The 22123-nt window shown below is 64.5% G+C and carries 21 protein-coding genes, 1 tRNA gene, 1 pseudogene and 1 CRISPR repeat array; of the genes and pseudogenes, 9 read left to right on the top strand and 14 right to left on the bottom strand.

The window, feature by feature from the left end:
- Positions 1-29: 29 nt before the first annotated feature.
- The 4 genes from OVA12_RS09080 to OVA12_RS09065 all read right to left on the bottom strand — a co-directional run bounded on the left by OVA12_RS09080 (position 30) and on the right by OVA12_RS09065 (position 4014).
- The gene (locus OVA12_RS09080) at positions 30-1136 is read right to left on the bottom strand and encodes a M24 family metallopeptidase (RefSeq protein ID WP_268136463.1); all 1107 of its coding nucleotides are present in this window, start codon (positions 1134-1136) and stop codon (positions 30-32) included.
- The gene (locus OVA12_RS09075) at positions 1137-1595 is read right to left on the bottom strand and encodes a GAF domain-containing protein (protein WP_268136461.1); all 459 of its coding nucleotides are present in this window, start codon (positions 1593-1595) and stop codon (positions 1137-1139) included.
- Between the two features lie 84 nt (positions 1596-1679).
- The gene (locus tag OVA12_RS09070) at positions 1680-3275 is read right to left on the bottom strand and encodes an ABC transporter substrate-binding protein (protein ID WP_268136459.1); all 1596 of its coding nucleotides are present in this window, start codon (positions 3273-3275) and stop codon (positions 1680-1682) included.
- Positions 3157-4014, bottom strand: a complete 858-nt coding sequence (locus tag OVA12_RS09065; protein WP_268136457.1) for a helix-turn-helix domain-containing protein — start codon at positions 4012-4014, stop codon at positions 3157-3159. Before OVA12_RS09065 ends, OVA12_RS09070 begins: the two co-directional genes overlap by 119 nt.
- A gap of 10 nt (positions 4015-4024) precedes the next feature.
- On the opposite strand from OVA12_RS09065, the gene OVA12_RS09060 reads away from it, so the two are divergent.
- The 4 genes from OVA12_RS09060 to OVA12_RS09045 are packed head-to-tail and all read left to right on the top strand — an operon-like array spanning position 4025 to position 7557.
- The gene (locus tag OVA12_RS09060) at positions 4025-5086 is read left to right on the top strand and encodes an ABC transporter permease (protein WP_442793829.1); all 1062 of its coding nucleotides are present in this window, start codon (positions 4025-4027) and stop codon (positions 5084-5086) included.
- Entirely contained in the window at positions 5083-5985 is a 903-nt protein-coding gene (locus OVA12_RS09055; RefSeq protein WP_268136455.1) for an ABC transporter permease, read from the top strand. The genes OVA12_RS09060 and OVA12_RS09055 overlap by 4 nt, the downstream gene beginning before the upstream one ends.
- Before the next feature lie 10 nt (positions 5986-5995).
- A complete protein-coding gene (locus OVA12_RS09050) occupies positions 5996-6832 on the top strand; it encodes an ABC transporter ATP-binding protein (RefSeq protein ID WP_268136453.1) in 837 nt (278 codons plus the stop codon).
- On the top strand, positions 6829-7557 hold the full coding sequence (locus tag OVA12_RS09045) for an ABC transporter ATP-binding protein (RefSeq protein ID WP_268136451.1): 729 nt from the start codon (positions 6829-6831) through the stop codon (positions 7555-7557). The genes OVA12_RS09050 and OVA12_RS09045 overlap by 4 nt, the downstream gene beginning before the upstream one ends.
- 13 nt (positions 7558-7570) lie before the next feature.
- On the opposite strand, the gene OVA12_RS09040 is transcribed toward OVA12_RS09045, so the two are convergent.
- A complete protein-coding gene (locus OVA12_RS09040) occupies positions 7571-8698 on the bottom strand; it encodes a helix-turn-helix domain-containing protein (protein WP_268136449.1) in 1128 nt (375 codons plus the stop codon).
- A 120-nt stretch (positions 8699-8818) separates the two neighbouring features.
- On the opposite strand from OVA12_RS09040, the gene OVA12_RS09035 reads away from it, so the two are divergent.
- Positions 8819-9247, top strand: coding sequence for a rhodanese-like domain-containing protein (locus OVA12_RS09035; protein ID WP_268136447.1), 429 nt, complete (start codon positions 8819-8821; stop codon positions 9245-9247).
- A gap of 24 nt (positions 9248-9271) precedes the next feature.
- Here OVA12_RS09035 and OVA12_RS09030 read toward each other — a convergent pair whose 3' ends face one another.
- On the bottom strand, positions 9272-10045 hold the full coding sequence (locus OVA12_RS09030) for an IclR family transcriptional regulator (protein ID WP_268136445.1): 774 nt from the start codon (positions 10043-10045) through the stop codon (positions 9272-9274).
- A 109-nt stretch (positions 10046-10154) separates the two neighbouring features.
- Here OVA12_RS09030 and OVA12_RS09025 point away from each other — a divergent pair, with 109 nt between their 5' ends.
- Positions 10155-11894, top strand: a complete 1740-nt coding sequence (locus tag OVA12_RS09025) for a thiamine pyrophosphate-requiring protein (RefSeq protein WP_268136443.1) — start codon at positions 10155-10157, stop codon at positions 11892-11894.
- A gap of 79 nt (positions 11895-11973) precedes the next feature.
- On the opposite strand, the gene OVA12_RS09020 is transcribed toward OVA12_RS09025, so the two are convergent.
- Positions 11974-13095, bottom strand: coding sequence for an AI-2E family transporter (locus OVA12_RS09020; protein WP_268136441.1), 1122 nt, complete (start codon positions 13093-13095; stop codon positions 11974-11976).
- A 403-nt stretch (positions 13096-13498) separates the two neighbouring features.
- Between OVA12_RS09020 and OVA12_RS09015 the strand changes: the two genes are divergently transcribed.
- The 3 genes from OVA12_RS09015 (at position 13499) to OVA12_RS09005 (ending at position 15588) form a co-directional block, all read left to right on the top strand.
- Positions 13499-14329 carry a bifunctional allantoicase/(S)-ureidoglycine aminohydrolase gene (locus OVA12_RS09015; RefSeq protein WP_268136439.1) on the top strand — a complete coding sequence of 277 codons (831 nt, stop codon included), beginning with the start codon at positions 13499-13501 and terminating at the stop codon, positions 14327-14329.
- Positions 14330-14332: 3 nt separating this feature from the next.
- Positions 14333-14824: an ureidoglycolate lyase gene (locus OVA12_RS09010; protein ID WP_268136437.1), complete on the top strand. Its 492-nt coding sequence runs from the start codon at positions 14333-14335 to the stop codon at positions 14822-14824.
- 524 nt (positions 14825-15348) lie between these two features.
- Complete coding sequence (locus OVA12_RS09005; protein ID WP_442793854.1) at positions 15349-15588, top strand: hypothetical protein; 240 nt, start codon at positions 15349-15351, stop codon at positions 15586-15588.
- Between the two features lie 614 nt (positions 15589-16202).
- Here the strand turns inward: OVA12_RS09005 and OVA12_RS09000 are convergent.
- The 7 genes and pseudogenes from OVA12_RS09000 to cas5c form a co-directional block, all read right to left on the bottom strand.
- Positions 16203-16293 (bottom strand) — tRNA-Ser (locus OVA12_RS09000).
- 112 nt (positions 16294-16405) lie between these two features.
- Positions 16406-17410: direct repeats of the CRISPR family, unit length 31 nt; unit sequence GTTTCGATCCGCGCTCCCGTGAGGGAGCGAC.
- A gap of 297 nt (positions 17411-17707) precedes the next feature.
- Positions 17708-17998 carry a CRISPR-associated endonuclease Cas2 gene (gene cas2, locus OVA12_RS08995; RefSeq protein WP_268136433.1) on the bottom strand — a complete coding sequence of 97 codons (291 nt, stop codon included), beginning with the start codon at positions 17996-17998 and terminating at the stop codon, positions 17708-17710.
- Between the two features lie 4 nt (positions 17999-18002).
- A complete protein-coding gene (locus OVA12_RS23900; protein ID WP_326493898.1) occupies positions 18003-18275 on the bottom strand; it encodes a CRISPR-associated endonuclease Cas1 in 273 nt (90 codons plus the stop codon).
- Between the two features lie 44 nt (positions 18276-18319).
- A pseudogene (gene cas4 / locus OVA12_RS23895) lies at positions 18320-18718 on the bottom strand (CRISPR-associated protein Cas4); the annotation flags it as partial.
- A 3-nt stretch (positions 18719-18721) separates the two neighbouring features.
- Positions 18722-19678, bottom strand: coding sequence for a type I-C CRISPR-associated protein Cas7/Csd2 (gene cas7c / locus OVA12_RS08985; protein ID WP_268136430.1), 957 nt, complete (start codon positions 19676-19678; stop codon positions 18722-18724).
- A complete protein-coding gene (gene cas8c, locus OVA12_RS08980) occupies positions 19675-21456 on the bottom strand; it encodes a type I-C CRISPR-associated protein Cas8c/Csd1 (protein WP_268136428.1) in 1782 nt (593 codons plus the stop codon). The genes cas7c and cas8c overlap by 4 nt, the downstream gene beginning before the upstream one ends.
- Entirely contained in the window at positions 21453-22061 is a 609-nt protein-coding gene (cas5c, locus tag OVA12_RS08975; RefSeq protein WP_442793828.1) for a type I-C CRISPR-associated protein Cas5c, read from the bottom strand. The genes cas8c and cas5c overlap by 4 nt, the downstream gene beginning before the upstream one ends.
- Positions 22062-22123 lie beyond the last annotated feature (62 nt).

Below are 22123 nucleotides of genomic sequence, written 5' to 3'. Positions count from 1 at the left end.
GCTTTGTTGTCAGTTTCGATTTTTGTCCATCACACCACGGCGAGATCCCGGCTCAGACCCGACAGGATCTCGCAGCCGGTGGCGGTCACCACGGCGACTTCCTCGAGGCGGATGCCGAAGCGGCCCGGCAGGTAGATGCCGGGTTCGATGGTGAAGACCATGCCTTCTTCGAGAACAAGCTCGTTGGCGCTGGTGATATAGGGCTGCTCGTGCACTTCCGTTCCAAGGCCGTGGCCGGTCCGGTGAGTGAAGAAATCGCCGTAGCCGGCATCGGTAATGACCTGACGCGCGGCCAGATCGACACTGCGGGCTGAAACACCTGGCCGTGCGGCCGACATGGCGGCACGGACGGCAGCATCCACGACCCAGTGCACATCGCGATAGCCGGCCGGCGGCTCGCCGAAGCTGACCATCCGGGTGATGTCCGAATTGTAGCCATTCTTCATGCCACCGATATCGACCAGGACGATGTCGCCCCGCTTCAGGGTGGCAGAGCCCGTGTGATGGTGCGGATAGGCACTGTTCGGGCCAATTGCCAGAATGGCGAAGGTCGGTCGGGCGCCGTGCGCAGCAAAGGTCTCCTGCACAACGGCAGCGAGTTCGCTCTCGCTGATGCCCTCGGCCAACGCATCGCGCACCGCGACCTGCGCGATATCGGCGATCCGGGCATTGTCCTTGAGCAACGCGATTTCATCGGCCGTCTTGATCATGCGCAGCCCACCGACCGTTTCGGAGGCAAAGCTGCGGCCACACCCGGCCAGCGCATCAGTCAGCATGAGCGCGTGGTCGGCCCGCATGGTCTCATCAAGACCGAAACGGCGCGCCTTGGGAGCGGCAAAGCCAAGCGCTTCGGCCAGAGCCTTGGCGGGACCGACATCATCCTTCCATTCGAAGAACGGAAGGTCCGTATGCTGGCGGCTGTCGTCGGCGTTGAGCGCCGGCATCAGGAAGCAGGCGTTCTCAAGGCCAATCAGGCACAGCGAAGGCCGCTCGTCGGCCGCCGGGGCGAAGCCCAGCAGCCAGCGCAGGTGCGCGCCCGGCGCAAGGGCCACCAGATCAGTGCCGTTGGCTTCCATCTTCTGGCGCAGACGCGCCAGACGCTCAGCTACGTAGGACTTTGCGGCATCGTGAGCCATTCAGGCCTCCATCGGCACGCGGGCCATGGCCTCCAGGAGCGTCGCGCGATGCTCGGCGACAAGGGCCTCCAGCTTGGCCACCCGCTCGGGGGTGAAATGTCCCTCAACGTCCAGGATGTTGACGGTGCCCACGACCTTCTCGCCGTCGGAGACGGGGATGTTCATGGCCGAGTGGCAACCGAGCTGATTGATGAGGGCGTGATCGAAGAAATAGATCGCGAATTCCGGCGTCGTGTTGGCGACGAAGCTCCTTGCTCCGTCGATCACGATCTCAGTCCAGCCGTCTGACCGCATCGGCTTGGTGCCGGAGGTCGGATAGTCGGCCGGGTGGGACGTGTAGGCACGGCGGCTGAGGCCGGCCTTGCGGTCCAGAACGGTGACGGTGAACAGGCGGGCGCCCACGGCGGTGCGCGCAGCCTCGTGCAAGGCTGCAAAGACGGTATCGGGGGACGTGATCATGTTCGAATTCCGGGGCGTTGGGGGCAGGAAAGGACCGGAGGGCAGCAGGGCCGCCCTCCGGGTGGTCTCGTCATGGGGCTGTGCTTAGTTTTTGGTGACGAGACGGTAGTAAACGAAGTCAGAAGTCGCGCCGTTGACGTAACCCTGAACCTTTTCGCTCATGGCGACTTGCTTGACCGCCTGGAACATGATGACGAACGGGGCTTCGGCCTGCATGGCCTGCTGCAGCTCGACATACATGAGCAGACGCTGTTCCGGCGACTTCTCGGTCAGAGCGGCCATCGTCTTTTCGTTGATTTCCTTCGGCGGCATGAACGCATTGCGCCAGGTCGTCGTGGAGGCGTACTTGTCGTCCGCATTGTTGGCGTTGTAGGCGAAGGCCTTGGCGTTGGAATGCGGATCCATGAAGTCCGGACCCCAGTAGAGCAGCATGCCCTGGTGGGTACGGGCGCGGTACTTGGTGATCACCTGGGCGCCAGTGCCCGGGATGATCTCGAAGTTGATGCCGGCCGGCGCGAAGGACGCCTGCAGGGCCTGCGCGATGTCCGTGAACGGGCTCGAGTTGATCACGTCGAGCTGGATCGTCAGCGGAAGCTTGACGCCGCCGTCGGCCAGGATCTTCTTCGCCTTTTCAAGGTCGTACTTGAACGGCTTCTCGGTCAGAGCGCCCGGGAACCCTTCCGGCCAGAAGGCCTGGTGCACCTTCATCTGACCCTTCAGGAACGTGCCGGCCATGCCGTCATAGTCGACGAGATAGCGGGATGCTTCCCACAGGGCCTTGTTGGTCAGGGCTTCGGTCTTCTGGTTGAACGAGAACCAGTGCACGGCAGCCTGCGGATAGGTCTCGACCTTGACGCCCTGCTTTTCAGCAAGACCGGACACCTGGTCCGGGGTCAGGTTCTTGGCCATGTCGGCATCACCCGATTCCAGCAGGAGGCGCTGGGTCGCAGCTTCAGCAACGTGGCGGATGACGACCTGCTTCATGGCCGGTGCGCCGTCCCAGTAATCCGGGTTCGCTTCCAGCGACAGCATCTCGGACGGCTTGTAGGCGCGCAGCTTGAACGGGCCGGTGCCGGCAGAGTTCTTGTTCAGCCAGGCGTTGCCAAGGTCGCCGTTCTCCTGGTTCGCCATGACCGTTTCCATGTCGACCACGGAAGCGACGCGGGCAGCAAGGACGTTCAGCACGAAGAGCGGCGAGAAGTCGCCGGCATAGCGCACGCTGATCTTGTTGCCGTCCACGGTCACCATCTGCTCGATGTTGTCCGGGGTCCAGCCGAGGTTCGCCAGGATGAAGGCCGGAGCCTTGTTCAGGACAAGGACGCGCTTCCAGGATCCAACCACGTCAGCACCGCGCAGCGGATTGCCGGAGTGGAACTTGACACCGTCACGCAGGGTGAAGGTGATGGTCTTGTTGTCAGCGTCGATGACCCAGTCGCTGGCCAGACCCGGCATCAGCTGGGTGGTGTCGGCGGCGTCGTAATGGACGAGCTGGTTGTAGACGTTGACGACATATTCGCCCGAGGAGAACTCGTAAGCGGTCGCCGGGTCGATGGTGACGATGTCATCGATGTTCTGTGCCACGACGAGCGCGGTGGCCGGCGTTGCGGCCTGGGCCGGAAGCGCGGTCAGGGCTGTCAGGGACAACAGACCAGCGGCGAGCGCGGTTCTGAAAAGCTTCATGGTCCTCTCCTGAAAGAAGGCAGGTTTCTTGGCCGCAGGTTTTCCCCGCTACGGCTGGTCGGGGGTTCGGCCAATGAGGCGGGGGCGTGTTGCCTGTCCACAGAAGACGGACCGGCTTGTCACCGACATTGGCGAATGAGTGGGGCGTATCGCCCATGAAGTGGAAACTGTCGCCCGCGTTGAGCGTGAACATCGCCTCGCCGAGCGTCTGGCGCAGGGTGCCTTCGAGGACGACGATCAGCTCCTCGCCGGTATGCGCCGTCAGCTCGGAGGCATAACCGACCGGAATATGCACGATGACGGACGACAGCGTACCGCCCGGCAGCACCGTGTTGAGGCGCTCATAGGACAAAGACGCGTCAGCGAGAGAGAAAAGCTCCCTTTCGCCTGCCCTTGTGACACTATCAGCTGGCTTGGGCGTGGCGACGAACCAGTCGATCTCGACCCCGAGCGCATCGGCGATCGATGCCAGCGTCCCGAGAGAGGGAGTAGCCTTGCCGCGTTCGACCTGAGACAGGAAACCGACAGAGATCCCGGCGCGATCGGCCAGCTGCTGCAAGGTGAGATCCCCCTTGCGGCGCAGATCGCGAATCCGGCCGCCGAAATGCGGCGGTGTCCCGACCGGCAAACCGGTCTGGATCTCCTCGGCATCCTTCAGGGCTCTGCTCATGGCGACCTCCAAAATTTCTTTGACGCTAGTAAAAAAATTTTGGTAAGTCAAAAGAAGTTTAACTGGCAAGGAAAACTCCGTGAGCAACGCCACCCTGACCGGCAGCCGGGGCGCAGCGGCCGCCCTTCTGGCCCGCCTGAAGCCCATAGTCTGGTTCTTCGTGACGATTGCCCTGACGTTCCTGGGCCTGCTCGCCATCACCTTTGTCATCGGCCGCGTGGTGCCGATCGATCCGGTTCTGGCCGTGGTCGGTGACCGTGCGCCGAAGGAAGTCTATGACGCGGCGCGGCTGAAGATGGGGCTCGATGATCCGCTGATCGTCCAGTTTGCCCGCTATGTCGGCGATGTCGTCCAGGGCAACCTCGGCAAGGCGGTCATGACCTCCAATCCGGTGGTCCAGGATCTGGCCCGCGTCTTTCCCGCGACCCTTGAAATGGCAACCCTTGGCATCATCATCGGTGTCGTGATCGGTGTGCCGCTCGGTGTCTGTGCTGCCGCCCGCCAGGGCAGTGTCATTGACCAGATCATCCGCGTGATCGGCCTGGCCGGCTATGCCATCCCGGCGTTCTGGCTCGGCCTGGTCGGCTTGGTGCTGTTCTATGCCCAGCTGCAGTGGGTCGGCGGACCGGGACGCATCGACATCTTCCTCGACGGCCTCGTCACGCCGCATACCGGCCTGCTGCTGGTCGACAGCCTGATCGACGGCGACATGGACAGCTTCAAGAGCGCCTTTGCCCATATCATCCTGCCGTCGACGATCCTTGGCTTCTTCGCGCTGGCCTATATTGCCCGCATGACCCGCTCCTTCATGCTGGAGCAGCTGGGGCAGGAATTCATCACCACCGCCCGGGTCAAGGGCGCACCGGAATGGGTCGTGATCTGGCGCCATGCCTTCCGGCCGATCCGTGTGCAGCTCATCACCGTGATTGGCCTGTCGTATGCCGGTCTTCTTGAAGGCTCGGTGATGATCGAGACCGTGTTCTCCTGGCCCGGCATCGGCAACTACCTCACCAACGCGCTGCTCAACGCCGACATGAACGCGGTGCTGGGCGCAACGCTGGTGATCGGTGCCGTCTTCATCTGCATCAACAAGCTGTCTGATGCGCTGTATCTTCTCCTGGATCCGAGGGCCCGCGCATGAGCTCGACCCGCGACTGGCTGCTGGACGAAACGCCAGCCACCCGCCTGCAGGCCCAGCTGGGCCAGGGCTACCGCACCCTGCGCGCCCTGCTGCGCAATCCGCTCACCGTGGTTGGCCTGGTGATCATCATCGCCCTGCTGCTGACAGCTGCCTTTGCCCCCTGGATCGCGCCCTACAATCCGATCGAGGGCCAGCTGACCGCGCGTCTGCTGCCGCCGTCGGCCGAGCACTGGATGGGCACCGACGAACTCGGCCGCGACATCTTCAGCCGGGTCATCTACGGCGCGCGTATCACGCTGTTCATCGTGCTGCTGGTGGCCGTCATCTCCGCCCCGCTCGGGCTGGTGATCGGCGCGATCTCTGGCTACTTCGGTGGCGCGGTCGACCGGATCATGATGGGCATTACCGACATCTTCCTGTCGATGCCCCGCCTGATCCTGGCGCTTGCCTTTGTCGCCGCGCTTGGACCGGGCATCGAGAACGCCGTCATCGCCATCGCCATCACCGCCTGGCCGGTCTATGCCCGCCTTGCTCGTGCCGAAACGCTGACCGTGCGCAAGGCCGAGTTCATCGCCGCCGTGCGGATGCAGGGCGCCAGCCATGGCCGCATCATCCTGCGCCACATCCTGCCGCTGTGCATGTCCTCCACCATCGTCCGCGTCACGCTGGACATGGCCGGCATCATCCTGACTGCAGCAGGCCTCGGCTTCCTGGGTCTTGGCGCGCAGCCGCCGCTGCCCGAATGGGGCGCGATGATCTCGCGCGGCCGCGCCTTCATCCTGGACCAGTGGTGGGTCGCCACCATGCCGGGCTTTGCCATCGTCATCGTCAGCCTCGGCTTCTGCCTCTTCGGCGATGGCCTGCGCGACGTGCTTGATCCGCGTCAGCGGTCGAAGTGAGGGACCAGTCATGAGCACGCTTCTCGAGGTGCAGAACCTCAAGGTCCGCTTCCCGACCGAACGGGGCGAGGTCGAGGTGGTCAAGGGCATCAGCTTCTCGCTCGGCCGCGAACGTCTCGGCATCGTGGGTGAATCCGGCTCCGGCAAGTCCATGACCGGACGCTCCGTCATGGGCCTGATCGGCAAGCCTGGACGGGTCACCGCCGACCGGATGATGTTTGACGGCATTGACCTCACCAGAACCGACGAGGCCGGCTACCGGCGCCTGCGCGGGGCGCGCATGTCGATGGTGATGCAGGATCCGAAGTTCTCGCTGAACCCGGTGATGCGCATCGGTGAGCAGATCGGCGAGGCCCTCGCCTTCCACGCCCGCATGAGCGCAAAGGCCCGCAAGGCCAAGGTGCTGGAAGCGCTGGAAGCCGTGCGCATCAACGATCCCGAGCGCGTCTACAATCTCTATCCGCATGAAGTCTCCGGCGGCATGGGCCAGCGCGTGATGATCGCCATGATGGTGTTTCTCGAGCCAGACCTGATGATCGCCGATGAGCCAACCTCGGCGCTGGATGTTTCTGTCCGGGCGCAGGTGCTGGAAATCATGGATGACCTCGTCCGCCGGCGCGGCATGGGCCTGATGCTGATCAGCCACGACCTCAACATGGTCTCGCACTGGTGCGACCGGATCCTCGTCATGTTCAACGGCCAGATCGTCGAGGAATGCGCCGCCGGCAAGCTGCACGAGGCAAAACATCCCTATACGCAGGGGCTGGTTGCCTCCCTGCCCCGCCTCAACGAGACCCGCGAGCGCCTGCCGGTGCTCGACCGCGCCGCGCTGGAGAAACTGGCATGATCGACGTCGACAGCCTCAACGTCTTTTATGGCTCGACCGCCGTCGTCAAGGACGTGAGCTTCTCCGTGGCCACTGGCGAGAGCTTCGCGCTCGTCGGCGAATCCGGTTCGGGCAAGTCCACCATCCTGAAGGCCCTGGCCGGTCAGGTGGACAGCTGGTCCGGCAGCATCGCGCTTGGCAACATGCCGCTCGGCCACAAGCGCACCAAGGCGATGATGCGCCACGTGCAGATGGTGTTCCAGGACCACTATGGCTCGCTGCATCCGCGCAAGACCGTCGATGACGCCCTGACCGAACCACTTGCCATCCATGGGATCGGCGCAAAGGACGAACGCGTCCTGTCGATGCTTGATGCGGTGGGTCTGGCGCGCAAGTTCCGCTTCCGCCTGCCGCACCAGCTCTCCGGTGGCCAGCGCCAGCGCGTTGCCATCGCGCGTGCGCTGATGCTCGAGCCGGAACTGCTGCTGCTCGACGAGCCGACCTCGGCGCTCGACGTGTCGGTGCAGGCGGAGATCCTGAACCTGCTGAAGTCGCTCCGCGAGGAGCGAGGCCTCACCTATCTGCTCGTCACCCATGACCTGCCGGTTGTCTCGTTCCTCTGCGACCGGCTCGGCGTGCTGCGGCATGGCAAGTTGGAAGAAGTCGCCCCGGTCTCGGCGCTGAAGGCTGGTGCGCTGACAAGCGACTACGGCCGCGAGCTGGTGGAACGCAGTCAGGTTTTCTGATCAGGTTTCCTGATCAGGCTTTCCGGGCTGCCTGCCGGGCCGGCGCCGCATTGGCGGCGGCCTGAAACTCGGAGCGGTAACGGGACGGCGTGACCGTCATGATCCTGCGGAAATGCAGGCGGAACGTTTCCGGGGCCTTGAAGCCGCAGGCCGCCGCAATGGCGTCGATGCCCTCGCCGCTGGTCTCCAGCAGGCTGCAGGCGCGGCGCACCCGCGCCCGGATCAGCCAGTCCTGCGGCGCAAGGCCCGTGGCATCGCGGAAGCGGCGGTTGAGGGTGCGCAGGCTGCAGCAGGCGGCCTCCGCCAGCCGCGCCAGATCCCAGTCCTGATCAATCTCCCGCTCGATCCGTTCGAGCAGCGGGGCCAGCGAGCCCTGCGGATGACGGGCGACGGGACGCGGCACGAACTGGGCCTGCCCGCCCTCGCGCTGTGCCGGCACCACCAGGCTGCGCGCCAGGGCATTGGCCGCCTGCCAGCCGAAATCGCGCCGCACCAGGGCCAGCGACAGGTCGATGCCGGCGGCCGATCCCGCAGCCGTCAACACGTTGCCATCCTCGACATAGAGCACATCCTCGACAATCTCGGAGGCCGGTGCGAGGGCGCGAAGATCCGCGATGTAGTGCCAGTGGGTCGTCGCCCGGCGCCCGTCGAGAAGACCGGCTGCTGCCAGAAGGAACGCGCCGCTGCAGAATGTGACGAGGCGCGTGCCCCGCACCTGCGCCCGCTGCAGCTGGCGCTTCAGCCCGGCCGGCAGGCGGTGATCGCGCCCCGGCCAGCCCGGCACGAGGATGATGTCCGCGTCGTCAAGAAGGCTCGCCGGAGCCGTCGCCCGGACGCTGACGCCGCCGCTCGCCGACACGGTGTCCAGTTCGACCGCAACCGCGGCAAACCGGTACCAGGGGCCGTCGATCTCCGGCTTCTTTGCAGCGAAGATCTCGGTGCAGATGGAGAACTCGAACAGGCTGAGGCCTTCGTAGACGAGCGCGACGGCCAGCGGCGGCAGCGATCCGGCCCCCGCAAGTGCTCCCGCACCGCCAGCCCCAGCGAGGCCCGCGACCGGGGCCGAAACCTCAGCCGAAACCTGAGCCGTGCCGGCTGGCACGACAGGGGCGACTGGAGCGACAGGCGTGTGATCAGTCATGGCGAGGCTCCCGGACAGGTTGGCACGATCCTACTGCATCTTGGCATTCCGGCCAATGGCCCGATTGCCATCCATGCGGCACCTTGCCTGCATCGACGATCCGATCCAGAGGAGTTCCAGATGTCCAGCTCTGTCAGCGCCACGCCAGCCGCCGCCTCCGACGCCGCCATCGCCCATTTTTCCGCCAAGCTTGGCTTCGAGACCGACTGCTGGGACACGCATCACGCTCTTTCGACCGGCACGGCCGATTTCGTGCTGCTGGATGTGCGCGGTCCTGCGCTCTACGCGGCGGGGCATATTCCGGGCGCGCTGCATCTGCCGCATGGCAAGATCACCGCGCGGCGGATGGCCGAGTATCCGCCGGAGACCCTGTTTGTCGTCTACTGCGCGGGTCCCCATTGCAACGGCTCGACTAAGGCCGCCCTTGCGCTGGCGCGGTTGGGTCGGCCGGTGAAGGAAATGATCGGCGGTGTGACCGGCTGGCTCGACGAAGGCTTCGCGCTGTCCGAGGGCATGGAACCCGGCGCGCTCGCTGGCAGCAAGGACTGAACAAGCCTCACGCCTGCGCCAATGCTACGCCTGTACTGGCGCGGGCGGCCCGTAGAGCGCGGCCTCAAGCTCGGCTGCGGCTTGCCGGAGCGCGCCAAGGATTTCGGCCTGTGCGCCGCCGAGGCGTCCGGATGGGCCGAAGATGGAGAGGCCCGTGACCATGCGGCCGCTGCGGCTGCGGACTGGGACTGCGAGGGCGAACAGCCCCTCCTCGCGCTCGCCGCGATTGAGCGCAAAGCCCTGCTTGCGGATGACAGCGATTTCCTGCCGCAGGCGCTGTTCATCGGTGACCGTCGCTGCGGTAAAGCGCTGACGGGCGTGGCCGGCGAGATACCGGTCAAGCTCCGTCTCGCCGAGATGGGCAAGCCAGAGCTTGCCATGGGCAGTGCACCAGGCCTCCAGCTCCACCCCGACCCGGACATCGACCGCCAGCGCCCGGCGCGGCTGCGCCTTGGCGATGCAGGTGACTTTCGCCCCGTTGAAGCTGGTTGCCATGGAGCCCTCCCCCAGACGGTCGGTCAGACCGTTCAGCAGGGGCTGCGCCAGACGCGCCAGCATCTGCGCGTCGCGGACCCGGTCACCCAGATCGGCAAACAGGAAACTCAATCGGTAATGCCCCCGGCTTTCGGCAACGAGCGCGCCGACCTGTTCCAGCGTGCGCAGGAACCGGTGCGCGGTGACGCCGTTCAGATCCAAATCCCGCGCCAGATCCGCCGCCGTGATCACCGGCCGTTCGGGCGAAAACAGATGCAGGATCTCGAAGGCCTTCACGACCGAACCGTTGATCTGAGGTGCCATGAGCGCTGTCCAATCCTGCAAAGTTCGGGAGCCGATTGACCTGCACAGGTCGAGTATTCAATAATAGATATTGAAATTTCAAATATAGCAATAGATGCGAGATCGCAAGATGCTGACGAGCAAGAACGCGCAGAACGGGACCGAGGACAGCGGCGAAAGCCTGACGGCAGGCGGGGCCTTGCTGGTGCGGCTGAAGGCACTGGGCGTCGACTATATCTTCGCCAACTCGGGCACCGACTTTCCGCCGATCATCGAGGGCCTGGCGGAAGCCGAGGCCAAGGAAATCGACCTGCCGCAGGGCCTTGTGATCCCGCATGAAGCCGCAGCCATGGCCATGGCACACGGCTATTATCTGGCGACCGGCCGCACCCAGGCGGTGATGGCGCACACCAATGTGGGCCTTGCCAACTGCGCCATCGGTGCGATCAATGCCGCCGCCGAGCACATTCCCGTGCTGCTGTTTTCCGGCCGCACGCCGACCACCGAAAAAGGCCGCTTCGGCGCCCGCACCGTGCCGATTGGCTGGGGCCAGGAAATGCACGACCAGACGGCACTGGTGCGCGAGGCCTGCAAATGGGACTACGAACTGCGCTTCCCCGAACAGGTGAGCGAGATCGTCGACCGGGCCAAGGCGATTGCCGAGACAGCCCCGCGCGGCCCGGTCTACATCAGCCTGCCGCGCGAGATCCTGTGCGAGCCCTGCGACCGTGCCGGCCTGGAAGCCCCGGCCCTGATGCGCGCGCCGGCGCAGGGCATCGACGCCGCCGCCCTTGACGCGGCCGCCGGGCTGATTGCCAATGCCAAGAACCCGGTGATCTTCGCACAGCGCGGCACCGGCGGGGTTGCGGGCTATCAGGCGCTTGCCCGGCTTGCGACAGACTGGGGCATTCCGGTCTGCCAATACTGGGCCGTGCGCCTGGCCCTGTCGCTGGACCATCCGATGGCGGCCGGTGCCGATCCCGCCCCGCTGCTGGCCGAGGCGGATGTGATCCTTGTCCTCGACAGCCTGGCGCCCTGGTCGCCGGACATTCACAAGCTGAAGCCGGGTGCCAAGGTGATCCAGCTCGGTCAGGATCCGCTCTACAGCCGCTTCCCGGTGCGCAACTTCCCGTGCGATCTGGCGCTGGCCTGTGATGTGGAGCCGGGTCTTCTGGCGCTGGAAGCCAGGCTGGCAGACCGGCTTGAGGGCCACAAGCCCGAGGCTGAGGCCCGTTTCGACCGCTGGAGCCGCCGCAATGGCGAGCAGCGCCGCGCCGTCATCGCCCGTGCCGAGGCCGGTGGGCAGGACCCGATGACCAAGGAGTTTGTCAGCCTGACGTTGTCACGGGCACTGGCCGGGCGGGACGCTGCGGTCCTGTCGGAACTGGGGTGCCCGCTGGCGCCCATGTCGCTGGATCATCCCAAGGCCTGGTACCAAGAGCCGCATTCCGGCGGGCTTGGCTGGAGTTTTCCGGCAGCTCTCGGCATGAAACTCGGCAACAGCGACCGGACCGTCGTCGCGACCATGGGCGATGGCTCCTACATCTTCGCCAATCCGGTCGCCTGTCATCAGATCGCCGAAGCGCTGGAGCTGCCGGTGCTGGTGCTGATCGTCAACAATGCGGAATGGGGGGCGGTGCGCCAGTCGGTGCTGGGGCTTTATCCGGGCGGTCATGCGGCGCGGTCCAACCGGATGCCGCTGACACAGCTGTCACCGGTACCGGATTTCGTCAAGGTCGCCGAGGCGAGCCGGGCGTTTGCCCGCAAGGTCGAACATGCCGCCGATCTTGAGCCGGCGATCCGCGCGGCGCTGGATCACATGGAGAGCACCGGGACGATGGCGCTGCTGGATGTTCGCGTCCGCCCATAAGGCGGATCAGCAGCGCCCCTGCCGCTTGAGAGACTGAAAGCCTGTCCGCAGTGTCCCTGCGGACAGGCCTGTTGCGAGGTCAGCGCAGTTTGGCGGCCTCGATTTCCCGCTGCCATTCGCGCCACATGGCCACCACCAGCGCCATCAGCACCGGCCCGACGAAGAGGCCGACGATGCCCATCGTCTTCACGCCGCCGATGAGGCCAAAGAACGTCGGCAGGAACGGCAGCTTCACCGGCCCGCCGACGAGGAGCGGACGGACCGTCTTGTCGACAATGAAGAGCTCGATCGTGCCCCAGAGGAACAACGCAATACCGGCAAAAGCGGATCCACTGGCAACCAGATAGATCGACACCAGGGTGAAGCAGAGCGGCGCACCGCCCGGAATAAGCGCCATGAACCCGGTGATGACACCGAGCGTGACCGGAGACGGCACGCCGGCAATGGCATAGGCAACACCAAGAATGATGCCTTCACCAATGGCAATCAGGGTCATGCCGGTGACCGTGGAACTGATCGTGGTCGGCACCACGCGCGACAGCCGGTCCCAGCGCTCCGGCAGGATGCGCTGGCCGACGCGGTCGATCTGGGCCGCGATCTTCTCGCCGTCACGGTAGAAAATGAAAAGCGCGATGAGCATGAAGATCAGCGTCAGCGCCAGATGGAACACCAGCGTGCCGGCGGTCAGGATGCCACGGTAGATGGAGCCGAAATTGGCGCCGGAAATGATCTGCACCAGCTCGCTGATCGCGCCGGGATGGCCGATGTGCTTGTCCCACTGCGCCGTCAGCCACTCGCCCACCCGCGGCAGGCCGGCGATCCAGGCCGGCACCGGTGCGCCATTCTGGTTGGTGGCGAAGGCCCAGTCGATCCAGATCTGCAGCTCGGCGAAGGCATAGAGCATCGCGTACATGATCGGCAGAACGATGAAGCCGATGATCAGCGCCACCATCAGCGAGGCAACCCCGATCCGCCCGACGGGCAGCACGCGCTCGACGCGGACCAGCAGCGGCCAGCTGGCAAAGGCAATGATCGTGGCGGCGAGAACCGGCACGATGAAACCGTGGAAGAACCAGACCGAGGCAGCCAGGATGATCAGCAGCAACCAGCGCGCGGCAGCATGATCCGTGATCAGCGGACGCCGGGGGCGAACCGCCACGACCTCGACTTCAACGGTGCTTTCCGTGACCTTCTGTTCCATCCATGGCCCCTGAAACTGGCGCCTTGCGTGGCGCCGATGCTGGCACGTGTTGTCTCGTCCGGGAGCCGGCGCTCAGCCGCTCCCTGCCCATTCCTAACAGACTGCGGTGGAAATTGCCTCCCGGCGGTGTCGGAATCATGACGTGAACGCGAGAAAAATATCAAGGAACTGAAAGATCTGTGACCGAAGTCCGGCAGCGTCCTGAAAGCCTGCGGCAGAGCCCCGCATGACCGCGACCGGCCGCCATGCCGGAGCAGACATCAGCGCCGTTCACAGGCATGTGGAGCCTGCTGCTTTCCTTGCCGACAGCGCCGCAAAAGCAGGTAATCTCACCCTCTGCTGCCGGGTCCGGCCCCACGCTCTGACCCGGCCTTGTCCTCTTCAGGAAACCAACCAGACCGCGATGACCGACTATTTCGCTCCCACAGGCGGCCTGCCGCCCCAGACCGCCCTCCACACCGGCCGTGCCGTCTTCACCGAAAGCTATGCGGTGATCCCGCGCGGCGTGTTCTCGGATATCGTCACCTCCTACCTGCCCGGCTGGGCGGGTCTGCGCTGCTGGATCATCGCCCGGCCGATGACCGGTTTTTCGGAAACCTTCAGCCAGTATGTGGTGGAGCTGCTGCCGGGTGGCGGTTCGGACAGCCCGGAGCCGGACCCGCTGGCCGAAGGCGTCCTGTTCCTCACCCATGGCACCTTGACCCTGACCATTGCCGGCACACGGCATGTGCTGGCCCCCGGCGGCTATGCCTATCTGCCGGCCGGCTGCCCCTGGACTGCCAGCAATGAGGGTGAGGCTCCGGCGCGGTTCCACTGGGTGCGCAAGCGTTACGAGGCAGCGCCCGGCATCGACCACCCGACCGCTTTCGTGACCAATGAAAAGGATATCGCGCCAACCGCGATGCCTGACACCAACGGCGCCTGGGCGACAACCCGCTTCGTCGACCCGTCGGACCTGCGCCATGACATGCATGTCAACATCGTCACCTTCCAGCCCGGCGGGCTGATCCCGTTTGAGGAAACGCACATCATGGAGCACGGGCTCTACGTGCTGGAAGGCAAGGCCGTGTACCGGCTGAACCGGGACTGGGTGGAAGTGGAAGCGGGCGACTTCATGTGGCTGCGCGCCTATTGCCCGCAAGCCTGCTACGCTGGCGGCCCCTCGCCGTTCCGCTATCTGCTCTACAAGGACGTCAACCGCCATGTCCGCCTCGGCGGCGTTCTGGGCCGCTGAGCCATGCGCCTGATCCACACCGAGCCATTGACGGCCGCCGCCTTCGCCCCGTTCGGTGATGTGCTGGAGGCATTGGGCGATCCTGACCGGATCATCAACCAGGGCCTGTGCGGCCGCTACCACGACCGCGCCCGGCTTGATTTCGGCCCTGACGGCCGCGCCGGCCTCTCGCTGTTCAAGGCAGAACCGCGCGCGCTGCCCTACCAGCTCGACCTTGTCGAGCGCCACCCGGACGGCAGCCAGGCCTTCATCCCGATGAGCCTGACGTCCTTTCTGGTGATCGTGGCGCCGGACGACGACGGGCGCCCGGGAGCGCCGCGCGCGTTCCTGACCGAGCCCGGCCAGGGCATCAACCTGCACCGGGGCACCTGGCACGGCGTGCTCACCCCACTGGAGGCGCCGGGGCTGTTTGCGGTGGTGGACCGGATCGGATCGACACCCAACCTGCAGGAACACTGGTTCGAGACGCCCTGGACCGTTGTCGGCGCGCCCTGACACCTGAGACCAACTATCGGCGAGCTTGTTTCATCGAGAGTTGGTCAAGCCCGTGCGGCGTTTGAGCGTTTTCAGGGCGTGATACGTCCGCATTTCAGCGCTTTTGTCCAAGGCACCCCGGTAGCGCCAATGGCAACGCGGCCCCAAGTGCCGTCATGAAGTTGCCTGGGCGGGCTTCCGAAAGCTGCTGGAGACGGCAAAATTCCCGGGAAAAAAGCGGCTGCCTTGGAACATGGTTAGAAAATCATCACCGCAGTTGTTTGGAATTGAATGATCCGCCCTTGAGCAACAAGGTGATTTCGCCCGGACTTGCTTACCAAAGCCTCAATTTAAGCAAGGATTAAAGTCTTGTTTGAATTGCATTAAGTTAGACTTTTAACGAGCTTTTCAACCAGTCAGGCGAGTATTTCCTCAAGAAGCGCGGAACAACTTAATCAAAAGCGCTTCCGGGAAGCAGGTTGTAGGGACCTGCAAGTCAAACGGGGAGAGCTGACATGGCTCGTTTTGAAATGCACTCGGCCGACATGGCCATCATGGGCGAGGCTCCTGCCACCGCCGACATCCTGTTCCAGATGGGCCTCGACAGCGCCTGCGGCCGCTCCGGCAAGACCGACCTGATCTCGGCGCACAAGTGGTTCAACCTGGCTGCCATGAAGGGCAACATGGAAGCGGCGCGCTACCGCAAGGAAATCTCCGGCGAAATGTCGGCCGCTGACATTGCTGAAGCTCAGCGCTCTGCCCGCGAATGGCTGAAGCTGCATTGATCGCCCGCGCTGACCACGCCTTCAGAGGCGAGATGTCCGCGGCCCGATCCACCCCGCTGCCGGCGCGCACCTGATCCAAGACGATCCGCCGGCAGCATTTTTCAAGACGTTCAGGCCTGCCCGAGAGCGCGGCCACATTTGTTGGGCGATATTGCAATCAGCCCTGTTTTCCGCAAACGCAACGCCCGGATTCGCCAAGGCATCGCCCCATCTCATGATGGGCCTCACCTGAGCAAAGGCTCACGCGCCGCCAGTGCCCTGCGCCCTTCAGCGGCATTGTCCCTGCGACACCACCCAATCCACAAGCTCCACGCCCTACGCGATAGGCGTTTTGCCGGCCGACCGAGCAGCGATGTCGCCCGCGCCCAGCGCGGCAACCGTGCCGAGGCTTTGAGAAAACGTCGGCTCAGCGAGGGCAGAATCGGAGCGGGGATGTGGGGACTAGCACAAGCGGTCTCGGGTCTAACGCCCCGATGAAGCGGGCAGTCGAGATCCGCTGCGATGTCACCATTGATCGGCCCCGCAATGCGACCCATCGCGGCAAAAACAGTGGACACCGAACCCGAGAAAATCTCGAGATCCGTTTAAAAACAACAATTTGCAAGGAAGGTTGATGGCGGAGAGGATGGGATTCGAACCCACGAGACGCTTTTGACGCCTACTCCCTTAGCAGGGGAGCGCCTTCGACCACTCGGCCACCTCTCCGACGGCTTCCGTTTACGCGGCATGCTCCCGCAGATCAAGGGCTTTCTGGTGCCTGTGGATGAATTAGCTGCCTCCGGAATCCATGCAATCGCAGTCCCCATCGGCGAGCGTTGTTTCGATCCGCGCTCCCGTGAGGGAGCGACCTTCCATCACCGCCGAAACCCGGGCGTCCGGGTGGTTTCGATCCGCGCTCCCGTGAGGGAGCGACCTCACGCGTCTGCCTCACGTTCTCAAGGCGCAGCGTTTCGATCCGCGCTCCCGTGAGGGAGCGACAGCCCCTGCCCCAACTCGTCCGCCGCGCTTGGGCCGTTTCGATCCGCGCTCCCGTGAGGGAGCGACCATCCTTTGAGCGAAGGATACAAGCACGACGGCGGTTTCGATCCGCGCTCCCGTGAGGGAGCGACGCGGCCACAACCGGAGGCCAGACGACGATGCTTGTTTCGATCCGCGCTCCCGTGAGGGAGCGACCGCCGCGGTGATTACGTCGGTTAGCCTGCCCTGCCAGTTTCGATCCGCGCTCCCGTGAGGGAGCGACTGTAATCTTCCATGGGCTTGTTGCCTGCGGCGCGGTTTCGATCCGCGCTCCCGTGAGGGAGCGACCGATTGAGGCGCTGCGCGTCGCACGCCTGAACTGTTTCGATCCGCGCTCCCGTGAGGGAGCGACATATCAAGCTGTCGCTCGACGACGGACGACGCAAGTTTCGATCCGCGCTCCCGTGAGGGAGCGACGTCCTCGACGGCAGAACTGGCGGCAGGCCTCGTCGTTTCGATCCGCGCTCCCGTGAGGGAGCGACGCGCCGCACCCTAGTCTCGAAGATCAAGGTCATGTTTCGATCCGCGCTCCCGTGAGGGAGCGACCCTGCGCAACCTGATCAAAGGCGAAGGCGATTGGTTTCGATCCGCGCTCCCGTGAGGGAGCGACGACCATGACGGATCGCTTGGTGATCTTTCGGCAGTTTCGATCCGCGCTCCCGTGAGGGAGCGACATCCGGTCCTCTTCGAAGCCGCTGATCGGGTGCAAGTTTCGATCCGCGCTCCCGTGAGGGAGCGACCCCGCCAGTCACAGGTGCCGGGAACGAAAGAGGCGTTTCGATCCGCGCTCCCGTGAGGGAGCGACGGATATGGTCGTAACAGCTTGCTGGGCAAATGAAAATCGGCTCTCGAGCGCGAGGCGTCATGCAGATCTGGGGCGTTGCCGGCGGAATGAGCGTACCGGCCGGGAATTTTTGCATGTTTTCAAAGAGCTGGCGCAAGCGCGAACCGGAGCGGGGTTTCAGGCACGCTTCAGGTTCGCGCGAATGCGCCCCGGTTACGACTGAGACGGCCTGTGCGGCATATGGGGGCCGCAGACCCTGCGCGCCTTGCCGGTGTGCAACACTTGAGGCAAGGCCGACCTGCTTTTATCGGACCTGTCCTAAACAATCAGCGGTCCATTGAGATCGACCGCTGGCTTGGCGCCCACATGCTCGACCCGGCGTTGCCAGTTCGAACCCAGATAGTAATAGCGCAGGCTGTCGGTTTCCAGCGCGATGATCCCTTCCAGGCGGGCCTTCAGCTGTGTCCACTGGGCTGGGTCGACCTCGATTTCAAAGACCGAAAACTGCACACGCTGGCCGAAGTCCTGGCAGGCCCTGGCCACACGGCGCAGGCGGCCGGCGCCGCCCGGGCTGGAGGTGCTGACATCATAGGTCACGAGAACAAGCATCGGCTCACTTCCAGAACCAGGGGGGATAGGCCTCAAGATCGCCGCGCAGGTGCCGGGACAGGAGTTGCGCTTGCAGATAGGGCACGAGCCCGAGTGGCGCCTTTTCGTCCAGGAAGGGATGCTGACGCTCCTCGCGCTTGCGCTCCTGCCACGCGGTGAGAACGAGCTTGCGCGCGTCATCTGTGAGAAGCACTGCGCCACCGTCGCGCGGTTCAAAGTCCTTTGCCCTCAACTGACGCCGGTTGAACAGCGACAGGGCCAGCCGGTCCGCCAGCACGGGGCGCAGCTCCTCCATCAGATCGAGGGCCAGGCTCGGGCGGCCCGGGCGGTCATTTCCTCAAGACATAAGGCCTGCGCACAGAGCTGCACCTCGTCGGCCCGGTGCAGCTTGGCCTTGCCGCGCTTGTATTCGACTGGATAGGCGGTCTCGCCTTGCGGCGAGGCGCGGAACTCCACCACATCGGCAACGCCGGCGATGTTCAGCCGCCGGCTGGCGATGGCCAGTGCCGACACCCGGCGCACGCCGCGCGAAAACCGGCTGCCAGGCTTGTCGGCCACCGCATGCAGCACATGACCCTCGGCGGTGAAACGGTTGTCCGCCCACAGCCGCTCGAGATGGATCAAGGCCGCCTGCCTCAGGCAATAGACGGCATGCTGCAGGGCGGAGAGCGGGATGGGCTCGCCGTCCTGTGGCAGCTCACTCCCCTCCCCGCCTGTCATGGGTTACAGCCGTTCGATCAGTTCCACACCGGCCGGCAGGTTGTCGCGGTCGATGGTGACGATGTAGTCGGAGAAGTGGCGGGCCGGCGGGATGTTGCCAAGCCGCTGGTCATCGACAGCTCGGAACTCGCCGTCGACATTGCGCCCGATCCGGACGCGGTCAAACAAGGCATGGGCCGGGGCCTTGCCGAGCGCGCAGTCGTGCTTGAAGACGATAAGCTTGCGGGTTGCCATCTCGCCGCGGGCTGCCGAGCGATCATGCTCGAACATGGTCTCCAGCGCTTCGAACAGAAGCTCCTTGTCGGCCTCGGAAAAGCCTGTCCGCTCGGCGAGCTTTGCGGAGATGAAGCCGTGCGCACGGTACAGGCCATAAGGCACGATGTGCTTGCGGCCCATGGTGCGGATATCCCCCTTGGTTTCGTCTTCGGTGGTGGCCGCCATGCGGGTGATGGTGATTTCCGCCGGCATGATCTGTTCGACGGACGAGGCGAAGGTGAGTTGGACCGGCCCGCGCACCTGGCCGCAGTTTGCCCCCTTGGTCGACATCACCGCACCGAAGGTCCGCACATCGAAGAAGTTGGCGCACATCCAGTCGCTGAGCTTGCGCGCTTCCGCATCCTCCTTGGGCAGGCGGCTGTAGCCGTCCTTCTTGTCCGGCTGAACGGCATTGGCCGTCCACGCCCGGCGCTGCTTCTGGTCAAGGATCGCGCGTTCCGTTACGAAGATCTCGTAACGCTGGCCAAGGTCCTCAAGCGGCTTGTCTGTTGCCGGTGGCTCGTCGCCCTTGGCGAAGGACACGTAGTTGCGGATCTTGCGCTTCAAGCTGACGTCGGAAACAAGACCGAAGTTCGTTTCCGGGTCCATCCGCGGCAGGTTGCCGGCATCCGGATCACCGTTCGGGTTGCCGTTGACGACTTCGAACAGGAGGACAAAATCATAGCGATTGGCAAGCGTGGTCATTGGGCAACCTCTTCCTGAGCAGCGACGTCCTTGGTCGACTTGAAGAATTCATTGCGCTGGTGGTAGTAGCCGAGGCCGAAGAGGGCCTGTTCCTGCGGTGCCAGGGCAATCGGGAATGGATCAGCACCGGGCTGCATCAACTCCATGATCGAGCTGACGTGCTTCTCAAGCACGACCTTGTAGCCCGGCTTCTGCTTGGCAAGCTTGGAGAGATGGGGTGCCGATCCCTTGTCGAGAAGGGCAAACACCTTCTGTGGCTGGGCGGCGGCAGCGCCGTAGAACTTGTCCTTGATGCTGGCGTTGACGTTGCCAAGCGCGGCCTGCTGGATCTGTTCATAGACAGCGAACAGACGCCCCAACAGATAGCCTTTGTTCGTGTTTTCCGGATCGAATGCCACAGGGGCCTCCTTCTCTGGGTGAAGCCTGAAATTGCGAATGACCAAGGCACGCAAAATGGCAACGCGCATGGCATTGACATCGCCGTCCGCGCGCAGCCGCACCAGGACGGATGACAGAAGCGTCTGGGGATAGGGCGTGCCGGCGAGGATGGAACGCATCCACTCCCCGGCGAGCGTCGGCGGCACATTCTCGCGCTTTCCCAGAACGGCCACTTCCAGCAGATACCGCCACAAGGCGAGACTGGTTGTCCGCGGGGGCGGATCGATCTGCATTTCGGATGCAAACATGGCGTAGCGCTCAGCCACCGCGCCAAAATCATCTTCCAGATAGAAGCGCACCGATAGCCGTGCTGCATTCGGCGAGAGGCCGAGAACGTAGAAGCGGACGCCCTTGGCGAGTTGCGGCCGGACCAGCGCAATCGGCTCGCCCGACCGGAGGCGGCTCAAGGCGGCGCCAACCTCGGCAGACTGCTTGGTGAGATCGACCTCCGGGATGTCGGCGAACCATTCCTGGCTTACGGCATCGACGATGGCCATGTCGTCGGCACTGAGATCCGGATCGACGGCCTCCGACCAGAACACGGTGGAGGCGTCGCCAATCTGGACGGAGTGGCCGCTGTCCCGGCGCAAGAGCTCATTGAGAGCACCGCCATAGCGGGCGGCGGCGGCCACGGACATCGGCGCGTTGAGCCCCTGTTCGTGGCCGTAGGATTCAAACGAGGCCTGGTTGAAGGACACCAGCGACGCCCCGGATGACTGGGCGCCCCAGACGCCCTTGATCGAGGGATGCAGAACCGCAATCGGTGCCGTCTCGCCGGAGACGAGGCAGATGCCGAGCGTTGCATCCGCCGCCGCATTCATCCGGGCCCACAAGGCCTTGGCGGCCGGGCGGTCATGCAGGTAACGGCTGCGGCGCTCGCTTTCCAGCGCGAAGACCACATTCTGGTCCTTCATCGCCTCTTGCCAGCGCCGAGCGACGAAGTCCGCAGGTGTCCAGCGCTCTAGGAACAGGCGCAAGGCGACAAGCCCTGCGTCGTCGGCATCCTTCAGTTCGGTCAAGTGCCGCTCGACAAAGGCTGCGTGTTCCTCTGCAAGGCGCTTGCCCTCACCCGCTGTCACGCCAAGCACATAGGCCGTCTTGTCCCAGAGAAAGTTGGGCGCGACACCGGAGGTCCGCTTAATTGCCTGAGGAACGGCGACCGTGCGCGGCAGCGGCTTCTTGCCTGTCACATCGCGAAGGTCGTGGACGTCGACAGGAGTTCCATCATCGTTGAGCGAGATGACATAAGAGATTTTTTCCGGCGAGTAGCCAAGCGGCGGCAGGTGGCCGTCCGCCTCCATGCGCTCGCCCAGACGGCTGAGGGCCTGAAGAATGGTCATCGGCGGATCTCCAGTGAGCCCGGCTGTGGCACCACGATCACGCCATTCTCCAGCATGGCGCGGAAGAACAGGGACGGACGGTCGGGCCGGGAGTGGTCGATATCCCACAGCATGAAGCCGAGGTCGCGGGTCTCGGCGATAGCCTTGGGAAGAGGCTCGCCGTCACTGATCAGCCGGAAATCGGCGGCAAACTCGCGGGTGCCGAGGCACGGCTGGTGGAAGCACTGGCCGCGTTCGGCACGACGGTTGAACATCTCGATATGCTTGCCTTCGGTGTCATCGGTCCCGGCGCGCGCCGTGCGCTCGAAATGCGCCTCGATGACATAGGCGACATCGACCAGAACCGTGGAGGCGCGCTGCTGCCTGTCCTCATCGACCAGGAGTGCCAGATCCTCGAGACTGCCCCGGTTCATCGCCGTCTTGATCTTGCCGGCCGGAGCCTTGCTGCCGACCTCGTTGCGGCGGATCGACTGGAAGCGGATCGGCTGCAGCACATGGATGCGGTCAATGACCCAGCGGATCGCCGGCTTCCAGTGGATTGCCTCCAGGATGCCGCGCGCCGCCGAGGGTGTCAGCGTATCGTAAGATACGCGCTCGGCCTTCATCTCGGGCCTCGTGAAGCAGGCGCGCGGGCCTGAGACCAACAGTTTCACGCCGTAGGGCATGG

Source organism: Pannonibacter sp. SL95 (genome assembly GCF_026672425.1).
Taxonomy (GTDB): Bacteria; Pseudomonadota; Alphaproteobacteria; order Rhizobiales; family Stappiaceae; genus Pannonibacter.
Note: the sequence above shows the minus strand (reverse complement) of the source record. Positions and strands in the feature narration are given on the sequence as shown.